We start from the raw sequence: 14,028 nt of genomic DNA, 5'->3' as shown, positions 1-14,028 counted from the left end.
TGCTCGAAAAAGCTGAAAACTAAAAACAGCCTGGACGGCATGAGTAAAACAATGAGTATTAACGGACTGACGGAACGAGTGAATAATATATATCTCTCAACATTAAATGAGATTCTCAACTCAGTAGCTCCCCATCATGATTTGGAACCCAGCCTCAATGCTATTCTAGAAGTTCTGTCCAAAGATCTCCACTTCCAGCGTGCATTTCTGGCCATTATGAATACGGAATCGGAAAGACTTAAACTTTCCATCACCCACAGTCCTGCCAAAGACTATACAGTTACCTACTCCCCTGGAAAAGGTGTTATCGGCAGGGTATATGAAACAGGTGAATCCGTCGTAATTCCCAGAATGTCTGATGATACAGAACTGATTAACAAAGCTTTCAGCAGATCAGAAGAGGAATTAAAAACCCTCGCGTATATATGTGTTCCGATTAAGACTACAGACTCTGACGGAAATCAGGAAGTACTGGGAACTCTCAGTGTAGATTCACCGGTGCTGCCGATGGACAATCTCTTGGAGCATAAGCAGTTTCTCGAAGTAGTTGCTGCTCTCATTTCCAATCAGGTTTCCCGCTTGCAGGAAGAAATGTCCATGCAGGCTCAGATGCTGTCGCAAGGCATGATGCCCGGTGCTGTTGACGTTCCACCGCCATCTGATTTCATTGCTACATCCAAAAGCATGAGGCAAGTTCTGCGTCAGGCCCGCCAAGTTGGACCAAGCCGTGCAACTGCTTTGCTTAGAGGAGAATCAGGAACCGGAAAGGAACTGCTTGCAGAAGCTATCCATGCTTGCAGTCCTCGACGCGATAAGCCCCTCGTAAAACTTAACTGCGCAGCATTGCCAGCTGAATTGGTTGAGAGTGAGCTTTTCGGGCATCAAAAGGGAGCATTCACAGGAGCATACCAGAACAAGCGCGGTCTTTTTGAAGTCGCCAATAATGGAACCCTGTTCCTTGACGAAATTGGTGAACTATCTATGGATGCACAGGCTAAAGTTTTGCGAGCCATTCAGGAAAAAGAAATTCAGCGCGTTGGTTCAGAGCAACCGATCACGGTTGATGTGCGCCTGATATGTGCAACTCACCAGCCTCTTGAAGCCCTTCTACGTGAAGGTAAATTCAGAGAAGACCTTTTCTACCGTATTAATGTTTTTCCTATTTTCATTCCACCTCTTCGTGAGCGTCGTGAAGATATCCTTCCATTGGCTGAACAGTTTCTTGATAGTTTTTCCGAAGAATACGATAAAAAGATAAAAAGAATTTCCAGTCCTGCTATTGATCTTTTCACTCAGTACCACTGGCCTGGAAACGTTCGTGAGCTGAAAAACTGCATTGAACGTGCGGTTCTCATTTGTGAGGAAGAAGTAATCAGGACATATCATCTGCCTCCGACCTTGCAGACAGCTGAATCAACAGCAACTGATAATTCTCTTTCATTTGGTGAAGCTGTTGCCAAATTTGAGCAGGAACTTCTTGTTGACTCCCTAAAAAAAGCAAGAGGCAACATGCTTCAAGCTGCACGGGATCTGAGAGTCAGCTACAGAATTGTTAACTATAAAGTTAAAAAATATAATATTGATGTAAAAAAATATGCAGGCACAAAAAAGAAAAAATAGTTTATGAAAATATTCAGCAGGTCAGTTAATTACAGACTGTTTTTTTTCACAATTATTTGTGTGCTGCCACTGATTACAATGGGTTGTTCCGGTTCTACAAAACCGGGGCAACCCTTTATTGTTCCTTTTAATTCAAAATATATTACTACCGATAAAGTTCTTACTGTATCTCCGGCGTTACATCATGAAGGCAGTAGTGAACGGAACTTTCTTTCTATAACTCAACAGACGTACCTTTTCGAGAACGGCAACAGTACTGCCAAAATTCAAGTATTACTTAATCGTAAAGCCAGCATCAACATTCCGGAAATAGGAGAATGGTCCACAGTATCAACAGGGAACTGTCTGAGCTCTTCAAAAGATGTAGAATGCTTTACAGCGCATGTTGACTGCCACTTGGTACGCACCACATCCATTAGATCAGGAAACCGCAGTGTGATAGTAATTAAAGTCCAAAACCGTGCCCGTGAGCCTCAAGAACTTTGTGAGCAATGGGATTTTTTTAATTTAAGTGATGAACAAAAAGAAGAAGTATCAGATTTTAATAAAATTTCAGATTTATTATTCAGTTTCAAATTACCTCCACCGGAACCTATAAAGAGACCTGAAAACAGCAATCACAAATCAGAAAAAAAGCCTTCCAGTTAACCGGAAGGCTTTTAAATTTCATAATCATTTTAAATTAAATAGAATCATAGTCATCATCGTCAGGAACAACGACTGCATTCGCTTTCCAAAGGTGCTCAGGATCTCCGAAATTCTTTTTCGCTTCACGAAATCCAAGATTAAAAGCCTTAACATTAATATCTCTGATCTTTGCGGGGAGGACTTCTTCAAGATTCTTGCGCATTACTCTCTGCTCAGCAAAAGGAAGCAGAAAAGTAGCAGCACCCAAAACAATAGTGTTCATGGTTTGTACTAATCCGATTTTCTCTTTCGCCAGCTTAGTAAACGGCAGTCCTATAAACTGATTCACAGGAGGCTGCTTTACAAGATCGGTTTCAATCATCAGCAGACCACCGGGCTTCAGGTTGCGATAATACATATTACACGCTTCCTGACTGAGAGCGATAAGCAAATCCAAAGATTCAGCTTTCGGATAACTTATAACACCTGAACTGACGACAAGATCCGACCTGCTTGCTCCGCCTCTAGCCTCAGGACCATAGCTTTGAGTCTGGGTTACAAAATAACTGTGCCCCAAAGACAAACCGGACCCCATAACCTTTCCAAGTGTAAGAATCCCCTGACCACCAAGGCCGGAAAGACGTATTTCGAATCTATCGAGATGCTGATCTGCCATTATGCACCTCCCTGACAACTGGCTGCCATCTGATAAAACTTTTCTTCCAGACTGGGAGTATCCTTCTGGACAAATACTCCAGAGGGGATACGGCTGGCCTGCTCTTCTTCACTAAGCTGATTGTAGCGTTCAATAGAGATAACAGTATCCTTGATGTTCTTAAACATATCTACAGGAGTCTTGAACTTGTTTTTACGGCCATACTGAGTATGACATGGAGTCATAATCTCAACCACTCCAAATCCAGGATTACTGATGCCTTCCATAATCATTTTATCAAGCTTCTTCACATGAAAAACAGAACCTCGAGCAACATAGTTTGCCTTAGCAGCGGTCATAAGTTCAACACAGTCAAAACTTTGTTCCATCTGCCCCATAGGACTTGTCATAGTAAACGCACCTGAAGGAGTCGTGGGTGAACACTGTCCGCCAGTCATTCCGTAAATATTATTGTTAAGAATAAGAGCAGTAACACCGATATTTCTGCGAGCAGCATGAATTAGATGGTTACCGCCTATTGCCATGGAATCACCATCGCCCATTACTACGATTACGTGCATATTGGGCTTCGCCATCTTGATTCCGGTAGCGAAAGTAAGCGCACGGCCATGCGTGGTGTGAACAGTATTAAAATCAACATAGGCAGCAAGTCTGCCGGAACAGCCGATACCGGCCACAACACAAACTTCGTCCTTTGAAAGTCCCAGCCCATGAATGGACCTAATCAATGACCCCAGAACAATACCGTGTCCGCAACCAGCACAAAAAACATGCGGGAACTTTTTATTATGCCTTAAATACTCATGAATGAGTTGTGTTCCTTTCATATCAGCCATGGCTACACCCGTGTTATGACTTTGAGGATTTCAGCAGGAGTAATAATCTGCCCGTCAACCTTGTTAATGGTACGTACACTGACCTGACCGTTATTCACCCTTTTCACTTCTCTGGAAATCTGGCCCATATTCATCTCTGGCACAATAATAGTCTTGGCTTTTGCCATGATCTTTTCAGTAGCCTTTCTTGGATATGGAAACAGAGTAGAGAGTTTAAGCAGTCCGGCTTTAACACCAAGTTCCCGTGCTTGCTTAACTGCCAATTCCGCAGAACGTGCAACAGTTCCGTAAGCAATAACTGCAACATCGACATCATCAGTATCAATTTCATCAACAATTTGTACGTCATGCAGAAACTGATCTATCTTACGAAATAAACGTTCATTAAGTTCGCGAACTTCATCAGGGCGGGAAGTTGGAAAACCGTTTGTATCATGTGTCAGCCCTGTAACGTGAAACCGATACCCTGAACCGATAGCAGGCATTGGCGGAACACCGCGGACAGTCTCTTCATAAGGCTTATACCATTCCGGCGGCATAGTAGGGACAATCCGGTTGAAAACTTCAAACTCATCTTCATTAGGAATAATTATCTTCTCGCGGGTGTGAGCAGTAATTTCATCAATGAGAAGAATAACCGGCGTACGATATTTTTCCGCCAAATTAAATGCTTCAATTGTATTATCCAGACACTCCTGAACATTTGACGCGGAAAGAACTATAATTGAATGGTCACCGTGGGTTCCCCATCTAGCCTGCTGAACATCTGCCTGAGCAGGTGAAGTTGGAAGACCGGTGCTTGGTCCTCCTCGCATGACATTGACTATCACCAGCGGAGTCTCAGTTATGCACCCATACCCGATATGTTCCTGCATAAGAGAAAACCCTGGACCTGATGTCGCTGTCATAGCCTTTCGCCCTGCGAGCGATCCGCCTATAACGGCTCCCAGTCCTCCAATCTCATCTTCCATCTGAATAAAAGAACCATTGGGAATAAGAGGCAGTCTTTGTGCCATAATTTCCATTATCTCTGATGAAGGAGTAATCGGATATCCAGCATAAAAAGTACACCCCGCCAGAAGTGCACCTTCAACAACAGCCTCATTACCTAGAGCAAAAATTTCTGTATTTTTCTTTTTTCTGGGTCTGGCCATGGAAGTTCACCTATCCCTTTTCCATATCGGAACTGTTTTTTTCCGCAGCACTGCCGTCAGCAGGCATATCGGTTTTACGGGCAGCCTTCTCAAGAACAGCCCTGCACACCGCGGGGATTTCATCATCAGCTTTGGGGCGGACCATAATTGCAAAATCAGGACAGTGCAATTCACAGAATCCGCAACTTATGCACTCTTCCTCTTTTACAACAACAGCCTTCCCTTGATCATTCAACTCCATGACCTTACCCGGACAAAAGGCTGCGCATATACCGCACCCCTTACACCAATCCGGAAAAATCGTAACCGTGCTATTCCCTTTGCTTTTGACACTCATAGCCTGATCCAGGTTGATGGTAATTTACCCACCCGTTTTAATTCTAAAAAACCGGGCGAACCTTAACAAATAATCCTGAGACATAAAAAAATAAACAAGATGTAAATTCGGCCCTAGCACGCCAGAACAGTACATGCAACATGATTCGGTACTTTTGCACTAATATTATAAAATAAACTAAACTTGTTTGACTTAAATATACTTTATCAATATCTTGTAATAGTATCAGAATAAACCATACCAATACATACTGATTGATTATACAATCGCTACCACACAAATAAAAAAAGAGTCCTTCTACTCAGACTCTTTTCACTTATGCAAAAATATTGCAGTAAAATATATTGTAAGCAAATCCAATTTACATAAATTCTATATATTGAATTCAACCACTATTCACCAAGTTGGATTTCTCCCTTAAAGAAAGATTCTACTTTATTAAGACTAATCGGACGAGAAAAAAGATATCCCTGACCGAATTCACATCCCATATTCTTAAGTATTTCTTCCTGTTCGATCTCCTCAACACCCTCAGCCACGACACTCAATCCAAGATTATGGGCAAGATTAACAATTGCCTTAACAATCTCAATATTTTCTGATGAATTACAGATCTTATGAACAAAACTAAGATCAATTTTAAGCTGATCCAGAGGAAATTCCTGTAAATTACTCATAGATGAATAACCGGTTCCGAAATCATCAATTGAAACAAGTACGCCTGCCGATTTAAGTCTTTTAAGCATTTCAACAGCCTGACTTGCCCTTTCCATAATAGCTGTTTCAGTTATTTCAATTTTAAGATTTTCCGGAGGAAGATCAAACTCATCCAGCTTTGAAAGAATATTATCAACAAGTGAGGGCTGTGAAAACTGGCGGCCCGAAATATTGATAGACATCTTCATATCTGCCGCATCATCATAATTGCTGATCCAGCTCTTCATCTGCCGGCATGCCTCAGTAATAACCCAACTTCCAAGGTCGAAAATAAGGCCGGATTCTTCCGCCATAGAGATAAATTCTCCGGGCATGACAAGACCGCGCTCAGGATGGTTCCAGCGAATCAAAGCCTCAAACCCCACGACTTGTCTATTTTCCAACGAATAAATAGGCTGGTAATCGAGAAAGAGTTCATCTGAAAGCATAGCTGCCCGCAAATCACGTTCAAGCTGCATGGCCATTACAGCTTTATCAAGCATACGTTTATTGAAAACCTTGATCCGGTCACGTCCAGATTCTTTAGCCTGGTGCATGGCCACATTTGCATTTTGAATAATTTCTTCAGGCTTATCGTAAATCATAGGGCTTAAAATCACGCCATAGCTTGCTGCTACATTAATTTTATGACCTTCAATTGTCATCGGAACTCTGAGATTATCACGCAAACGTCTTACAATGCGGATACCTTCACGTGGTGAAGAAAGCTCCTCAAGTACAACAATGAACTCATCACCACCAAAGCGGGAAACTGTATCAAGTTCTCTTATTGCCTGCAGCAAGCGCTTAGAGACTTCAACAAGCAGCCTGTCACCGATATTGTGCCCTAAACTGTCATTAATAATTTTGAATCGATCAAGATCCATAAAAACAACGGCGTAATAATAATTATCTCGTCTACGTGAACGTTCTATAGCCTGTAGAATACGGTCACAACAAAGAGTCCTGTTTGCCAGGCCGGTTAAAGGATCATGCAATGCTTCATACTGCAATTGCTTTTCCATAAATTTGCGTTTGGTGATGTCGCGCAGTGAAAGACGTAACCCAAGAGAAGTTCCATCACCGGCAAAAACCTGATGACCAGTGAGTGAAACCCAGCGCAACAGACCATCTCTGCGAAATAACCGCATATCAGTTCCATCAGCGGAAAAAAAGTTTCCCCCCATGGCTGAATGCCAATAATCCCGGTCATTTTTATGCAGAATGTTCTCTACTCTCATGGGGCCTTCCATAAAATACCCTTTCGGATAACCGGAAATTCTTTCACATGAAGGACTTACATACTTAACTGTCCCGGTTGGACTGATCCACATTTCCCAGTCAAAAGTATATTCAGCAATAGTTCTATACTCTTCCTCAGAGGCACGCAGAGCTTTCTCCATCATCTTGTAGCTAGAAATATCTGTAATAAATGCAAAGGTAAGTGTATCGATGTCGCTTTCATAAAGATGCGTTGCGTTAATAGAAATATCTATCTCGTTACCTTCTTTATTCAGCAAATTTAATTCAAACCGATAATCTCCGCTCTGGCGTTCACCAAATTTTTCAGAAGCTGCCGCCCCCAAAAGACTGTACACATTTGAACCAAGAGCATCCTCACGAGCAAGCCCCATCATACGGCAAAATGCTGGATTAACATCAAGAATGACCTGATCATCATCGATCATAAAGAAACCTTCGGCCGTAGTCTCAACTAACGCTCTGTATCTTTTTTCACTCTTTATAAGGGAACGGGCAGCATTTTCACGCTTCACAACCTCTCCCTGTAAAGCTTTATTAACTTCTTCAAGGCGTCTCTCTCGACTGGCAATCTCCTCGGTCATCCGGTTGAATCGCGTACCGATTTCAAAAAGTTCAATATATTGAAATTCTTCAAATCGATATGAAAAATCCCCCATAGCGACCTTATCCATCCCCTTTCGGAGTCGCGCCAAAGGGTTTTTGATAAAATAATCTAGCAAAAAACCTGTAATTACGTATATAACTGCAACTGAGATGAGAAATGTAAGGCTGGAAATAAATAAAACCCAATCAATATTACGTCTATATGCTTTACTGGATAATTCAAGCTCGATAGTCCCTATTTTCTCTTTTGAAATATAGAGATCACGACTACGGGAAATAGGGTTATTATCTTCTTCTCCGGGACGTACAAAATCGAATAGAACATCTCCATTAAAATCAGTAATCTTAAGCTTTGCAAACTGCTCATTCTGAGTATAGGCGCTGCAAACATGCTTAAGCGATCCCATATCAAAATTCCAGATAGGATATGTAACGGATTTAGCGAGTTGCTCTATATAAGTATCAGCTTTATCCTCAAACTCATGCCGTAGCATTCTGGAGCGTCCAAAATATTCATAAGCACTTACAAGGCCTATAATAATTGCGAGAGCAAAAACAATACAAGCTGAAAGATCTTTGGAAATAGATCTCTCACCTTTTTTGAATGTAAACATGAATCTTTTAGAACCGGATTTATGATCTGACATATCTTGCTTTACCAGTAACGAATCAGTGTAAATTAAAAAAACTGCTTGAAGCAGTTATGTACATGATATTCACAGATGGGCACCAAAGTCCATACCATTACGCCATTAAGCAAAAAAAATAACAACTTACCAACAAATCTATTTCCCATACATTAGTTAAACAACTTAACATTATTTTAATATACTTGTCAGTCTCTATAAAGCTGAAGAGAGCCCTCTCTCAGCAAGCACAACTTCAGCAAGAGCGTTAATTACGCAAGCCGCTAAGGCAGACCCTCCTTTACGACCTTCTATAGTAATATACGGTATATCTTTATGATTCATAAGCAAATATTTTGACTCTGCAGCATTCACAAACCCAACAGGCATCCCTACCACCAGAGCAGGTGGATCAATGACTCCGTCTTCAATGAGTTTTACCAGACGAATAAGCGCAGTCGGAGCGTTTCCGATGACATGAATCTCAGGCTTTAAAATATTTGCTGTCATATCAAGAGCAGCATGAGCGCGAGTTGTATTATTCATTTTGGCGGAGGCAATAACTTCAGGATCATTCATAAGACAACGAACTTTACAGTTGAGTGGATTCATCCTGCGCATAGGTATGCCGCAACGGGCCATTTCAGTATCAGTGACAATAGTACACCCACTTCGCAGCGCTTCAAGCCCGGAAGTTACAGCATCAGAATGAATGCGTACAAGATCAATCAATTCAAAATCAGCAGTGGTATGTACCATCCGCCGTGCAATCTGCCACTCTATGCCGTCATATTTCCTTGGCTCAACAACTTCAGAATCAATAATCTCGAATGATTTCCTTTCAATTTCACTTGGTTCCGCTACTTTAATAAGCTCAATTTTCCCTGACAAATGCTATCTCCTTACAATATCAATGGACGATGATGTCCCTAAACGACTAGCTCCGGCTTCAACCAATGCGAGTGCCTGCTCATAAGTTTTAATACCACCGCTGGCTTTTACACCGGCTGCGTTACCTACAATTGAACGCATTAGTTTGATGTCATCAATACACGCGCACCCGGGACCAAATCCTGTGCAGGTTTTAACAAAAGATGCCCCGGCAGTCACTGCCAGTTCGCAGGCAATTTTCTTCTGATCCTCATCAAGCAGTCCAGTCTCAATAATTGCCTTTACAGGAACATGTCCAGCGCCCTGAACAGTCATAAAAATATCATTTAAAAATGTTTTGCGATCTCCAGCCTTAAGCGCTCCGATATTAACTACCATATCCAACTCTTGAGCACCCTTATCAACCAAGCGCATAGCTTCAAGCATTTTGATTTCTGACATTGTTGCCCCGCAAGGGAACCCTATTACTGAACATACCATAGGTTTTTCAGAAAAAAGCAGTTCAGCGGCATGTGCAACATGACATGGGTGAACACAGACAGAGGCAAACCCATGCTCAACAGCATCACGGCATAACTGTTCAATATCACTTCCTACAGCTGAAACATCTAAAAGTGTATGATCAATGTACTCTGCCAGATTATCTATCCTTTTCATGTCGATCTCCATGCTGAAAATTAATGATTCCCCTGCCGGATTAGCTTTAAGGCAAGGTAAATATGAGTCCTGAGAAAAGAGCAAATCTACCATTAAAGCGACATTATGATAAGAATGGAAAGGCGTCAAAACAAAGTTACATATTGAATGGCAACTCAAAATAAAAGTCCCGGCATACAAATACACCGGGACCATATAACCTAATATACAATATAATCAGTGAATCTAACGATCGCGAGCCTGGTATTTAGCAAGATGCGCTTCCATCTTACGGCTGAAATGAGTCAACACATAACAAACTATAAAATATAATACCGCAATAGTAATAAAAATTTCCGTTGGAGCGGAAAGAGTCCTGTTATTAACCTGTGTTGCAGTTCTTGTCAGTTCATTAACACCTATAATGTATGCAAGAGAGGTATCCTTTGTAAGTGATACAAACTGATTTACAAAAGATGGAATCATATTACGAAGTGCCTGCGGCAAAATAATATAACGCATAGCCTGAACATGTGATAAACCAGTACCACGAGCAGCTTCCATCTGGCCACGAGGAAGGGCAATAACCCCGGCCTTAACGATCTCACCAATATATGCACCGGTAAAAACAATAAAAGCAACCAGCGCACAGTGGAATTCAGGCAAAGGCTTACCAAGTAAAACAGGAGCTAAAAAGTAAAACCAGAAAATAAGCATAAGCAGTGGCACACCGCGAATTACTTCAATGTATACAACAGAAATGGACTTAACCAGTATATTACGGGAAAGACGCATTAACCCTGCTGCAAGACCAATCCAGAATGCACCGAAGATCCCAAGCACAGCAAGAATGATGCTGACTGCAAGACCGCCTAGTGGACCATTGGGAAAGGCGCCCCAGAGAAAATAATCAAAATTATTCCAAACTACATCCCATTGCACAAGACGCCTCTCCTAGTATTTAATTTGCAGCAGGAAATGCTTATTATACATATTGATCGCAAATGACACGACCAGCGAAATACACAGATAGATCAATGTGGCAACTGTGAAAGATTCAAATCCGTGGAACGTGTATGATTCAATCTGACGTGCCATATAGGTTAGATCCATAACACCGATAGTCATTACCAGTGATGAATTTTTGATCAGGTTAAGTGACTGTGAAATAAGTGGCGGAATAATAATTCTGAAAGCCTGCGGTAAAATAACATATCTATATGCCTGCAGAAATGAAAGCCCTGTAGCACGAGAAGCTTCCAGCTGATTCTTCGGAATAGAATTAATCCCGGCCCTTATTTCTTCAGCAACAAACGCAGCAGTATAAACTGTCAGTGAAATAACACCTGCCGCAAACTCGAAATCATGATCATATAACCATTCGTTAACGCCATCGGGCAAAATCGAATACGACCCGAAATACCAAAAAAATATCTGAATAAGTAATGGTGTATTCCTGAAGAATTCAACAAAGGCAAAGCTGAACCATTCAAACGGCTTAAACTTGGACATGCGCATAACAGCAATGATAGTCCCAAGAAGCAACGTGAATACAATAGAAACAGCTGAAATCTGGAGAGTAACTTTAACTCCGTCAAGAATCCACTGTCCGTATTGTCCGCTGAGAACAAGATGCCAATCAAACTGGTAATTCAAAACTTATATCCGTTGTTTATCAGGAGGACCATGCTAAGCACGGCCCTCCAGTTTCTACGCATAAAACCTTAGACACTAGTACCTGTTAAGGCCAGAGTTCCATTTTCCAGGTCAGAGGCAGATAATATTTGGTATCAGGACCAAACCATTTATCATATACTTTCTTGTAATCTCCGCTCTTCCACATTTTGATGAGAGCCACGTTAACAGCATCGCGAAAATTGGACTCATTTTCAGGAAGTCCGAGACCGTAAGGTTCAGGAGAAATAAAATCACCTACGATTTCCCAGTTATCGGGATTAGGATCGGAATTCTTGAGGCCGAGAAGAATTGTGGAGTCAGTTGTAACTGCTTTAACTTTACCCTGCTTAAGTGCAAGAAATGCCTGAGGGTAGCCTTCAAAAGAGAGAACCTTACAATCAGGCTGAGCATTAGTAATATTCTGTTCTGAAGTGGAACCTTTTGCAGTACCTACTTTTTTGCCTTTTAAATCAGCAACAGATTTGATGCCTGAACCTTTTTTAACGAGAAGCTTCTGACCGTCCATGAAGTATGTTATTGAAAAGTCAATAGTGTCATCACGAGCAATCTTGTGAGTCATGGTTGCAGCAGCAAGGTCAATGGAGCCCTGTACAATCATGGGGATACGTGTAGCGGATGTAACCGGTTTGAAATCGGCTTTAACACCGAGTTCTTTTGCAATGTAGTTGCAAATATCGATATCCATACCAACAAGTTTCTTAGAATCAGCGTCAATGTAACCGAAAGGAACAACGGCATCTTTAACACCGCAAATAAGAACTCCGCGGTCCTTTACTTCCTGCAGTTTGTCAGCCATTGCGACAGATGCGCAAAGAGCCAAAGCCAAAACCATAGCAACTACAATTGAGAGTCTTCTCATCAGGTCCTCCTGAAAAATTTAAGGTTAGCATCCACACCGTCAAAATATATGACAGTTACAAAATCTCCTTCAAAAATAATTTAGCTCTATCGTGTTTGGGGTTTTTGAAGAACTCCTCCGGAGGAGCCTGTTCAATAACTTCACCGCCATCCATAAAAATTACACGATCTGCAACTTCACGGGCAAAGCCCATTTCATGGGTAACGCAAAGCATAGTCATTCCCTCGCGGGCAAGATCCTTCATTACGTTCAAAACTTCATTAATCATTTCCGGGTCAAGAGCAGAAGTAGGTTCATCAAAAAGCATAGCTTTTGGCTTCATAGCCAAAGCTCTTGCAATTGCAACACGCTGCTGCTGACCACCGGAAAGCTCTGCGGGATATTTATGGGCCTGATCGTGAATACCGACCCTTTCAAGAAGGTGAAGGGCTGTTTCTTCAGCCTCAGCTTTTGGTGTATTGCGAACTTTTAACGGAGCAAGAGTCACGTTATCTAAAACGGAAAGATGCGGGTAAAGGTTAAATTGTTGAAAAACAATACCTATCTCAGCGCGCAGCTCATTAATATTTACACTCTTGTCAAGAATGTCTGTTCCATCAAAAGTTATAGTGCCTTTCTGGTAATCTTCAAGCCGGTTGATACATCGAATGAAAGTACTCTTACCAGATCCACTCGGACCGCAAATTACAAGGACTTCACCTTTGTCTACATGATCATTGAGACCTTTAAGTACATGAAAATCTCCGTACCACTTATGGAGATTCTTTATTTCAATCATATGCATAATGCTTAACTCCAAACTCTCTTACCGGTTACAAAGTCAGAACTGGTTGTAGTAACGACAAAAACTGTAATTAACAGTATGCAACTGCCGTTTTTATAATTCACAAACATACAATTCTGAAATCAAGAGTGAGTGATATTCATAGCTTAAAACAGCTAAAAGTCAAGTAACCAGCTCTGTTTTTCCATTTATGTATAATCTAAAAAACAACTTTCCCATAATTTAAAAAAGAGCATCGCAAACCATGCATGAGAACATATAAATTCCCTGAATAATCGTTGTTACGCGGACAAAAATCAGCTGATGCAATTTATAACATACTTATTTATGAGAGTGAACAAATATACAAAAAAGATAAACAATATTTAAAAAAGAAATAAAAAAATAAACATTTTTCATTTTTTTAAAATTTTAAAGCCATTTTTATAGCTTAATCCGTGAATTTATCAAATTCTAGTTGCACTCAAAAGGTCATATGCCTGCTGACTAAGACCATTATTTTAAGATTTTTGTATAATACAAAAAGCAAACAAAACAGTATTTACCTTAATTGCTATTATTGTAATTTTATTGATCGATTAATCAATAAAAATCTATCCTTCATGAAGTATCTAAAAAATGAGTTTGCCTTAAACAAAAAAAGCGGGCTCAGATATTAATCTGAGCCCGCTGAAGGGAAATCATAAAAGATTAGTTCGTAGTTCAACTCAATAAATCTACCT

At 41.0% G+C, this 14,028-nt stretch carries 13 protein-coding genes; 2 read left to right on the top strand and 11 right to left on the bottom strand.

Translation table 11 applies throughout. The features are described 5' to 3' along the window. Positions 1–51: 51 nt before the first annotated feature. Together H589_RS0112265 and H589_RS19765 are read left to right on the top strand one after the other, a co-directional pair. On the top strand, positions 52–1,620 hold the full coding sequence (locus tag H589_RS0112265) for a sigma-54-dependent Fis family transcriptional regulator (RefSeq protein WP_027722288.1): 1,569 nt from the start codon (positions 52–54) through the stop codon (positions 1,618–1,620). Between the two features lie 3 nt (positions 1,621–1,623). Further along, complete coding sequence (locus tag H589_RS19765; RefSeq protein ID WP_051249739.1) at positions 1,624–2,268, top strand: hypothetical protein; 645 nt, start codon at positions 1,624–1,626, stop codon at positions 2,266–2,268. Positions 2,269–2,302: 34 nt separating this feature from the next. On the opposite strand, the gene H589_RS0112255 is transcribed toward H589_RS19765, so the two are convergent. The 11 genes from H589_RS0112255 to H589_RS0112205 all read right to left on the bottom strand — a co-directional run bounded on the left by H589_RS0112255 (position 2,303) and on the right by H589_RS0112205 (position 13,306). Further along, positions 2,303–2,923, bottom strand: a complete 621-nt coding sequence (locus tag H589_RS0112255; protein WP_027722287.1) for a 2-oxoacid:acceptor oxidoreductase family protein — start codon at positions 2,921–2,923, stop codon at positions 2,303–2,305. Then, positions 2,923–3,759 (bottom strand): 2-oxoacid:ferredoxin oxidoreductase subunit beta, encoded by an 837-nt coding sequence (locus H589_RS0112250; RefSeq protein ID WP_027722286.1) that lies wholly within the window; start codon positions 3,757–3,759, stop codon positions 2,923–2,925. The genes H589_RS0112255 and H589_RS0112250 overlap by 1 nt, the downstream gene beginning before the upstream one ends. 2 nt (positions 3,760–3,761) lie before the next feature. Further along, positions 3,762–4,913 (bottom strand): 2-oxoacid:acceptor oxidoreductase subunit alpha, encoded by a 1,152-nt coding sequence (locus H589_RS0112245; RefSeq protein ID WP_027722285.1) that lies wholly within the window; start codon positions 4,911–4,913, stop codon positions 3,762–3,764. 10 nt (positions 4,914–4,923) lie between these two features. Beyond that, complete coding sequence (locus H589_RS19760; protein ID WP_035076017.1) at positions 4,924–5,250, bottom strand: 4Fe-4S dicluster domain-containing protein; 327 nt, start codon at positions 5,248–5,250, stop codon at positions 4,924–4,926. A 392-nt stretch (positions 5,251–5,642) separates the two neighbouring features. Then, on the bottom strand, positions 5,643–8,459 hold the full coding sequence (locus H589_RS0112235) for an EAL domain-containing protein (RefSeq protein ID WP_027722284.1): 2,817 nt from the start codon (positions 8,457–8,459) through the stop codon (positions 5,643–5,645). A gap of 195 nt (positions 8,460–8,654) precedes the next feature. Further along, the gene (locus tag H589_RS0112230) at positions 8,655–9,329 is read right to left on the bottom strand and encodes a precorrin-8X methylmutase (protein ID WP_027722283.1); all 675 of its coding nucleotides are present in this window, start codon (positions 9,327–9,329) and stop codon (positions 8,655–8,657) included. 3 nt (positions 9,330–9,332) lie between these two features. Then, positions 9,333–9,986: a deoxyribose-phosphate aldolase gene (deoC, locus tag H589_RS0112225; RefSeq protein ID WP_027722282.1), complete on the bottom strand. Its 654-nt coding sequence runs from the start codon at positions 9,984–9,986 to the stop codon at positions 9,333–9,335. Between the two features lie 225 nt (positions 9,987–10,211). Beyond that, positions 10,212–10,907 carry an amino acid ABC transporter permease gene (locus tag H589_RS0112220; RefSeq protein ID WP_027722281.1) on the bottom strand — a complete coding sequence of 232 codons (696 nt, stop codon included), beginning with the start codon at positions 10,905–10,907 and terminating at the stop codon, positions 10,212–10,214. A gap of 12 nt (positions 10,908–10,919) precedes the next feature. Further along, the gene (locus tag H589_RS0112215; RefSeq protein WP_027722280.1) at positions 10,920–11,621 is read right to left on the bottom strand and encodes an amino acid ABC transporter permease; all 702 of its coding nucleotides are present in this window, start codon (positions 11,619–11,621) and stop codon (positions 10,920–10,922) included. 85 nt (positions 11,622–11,706) lie between these two features. Beyond that, positions 11,707–12,522: an ABC transporter substrate-binding protein gene (locus H589_RS0112210; protein WP_027722279.1), complete on the bottom strand. Its 816-nt coding sequence runs from the start codon at positions 12,520–12,522 to the stop codon at positions 11,707–11,709. A gap of 55 nt (positions 12,523–12,577) precedes the next feature. Further along, positions 12,578–13,306: an amino acid ABC transporter ATP-binding protein gene (locus tag H589_RS0112205; RefSeq protein WP_027722278.1), complete on the bottom strand. Its 729-nt coding sequence runs from the start codon at positions 13,304–13,306 to the stop codon at positions 12,578–12,580. Positions 13,307–14,028: the final 722 nt, after the last annotated feature.

Origin of the sequence: Maridesulfovibrio zosterae DSM 11974 (assembly GCF_000425265.1) — a bacterium.
In the GTDB taxonomy this organism is placed as follows: Bacteria; Desulfobacterota; Desulfovibrionia; order Desulfovibrionales; family Desulfovibrionaceae; genus Maridesulfovibrio; species Maridesulfovibrio zosterae.
The sequence above is the reverse complement of the archived record's forward strand: the minus strand, read 5'-3'. Positions and strand labels throughout refer to the sequence as shown.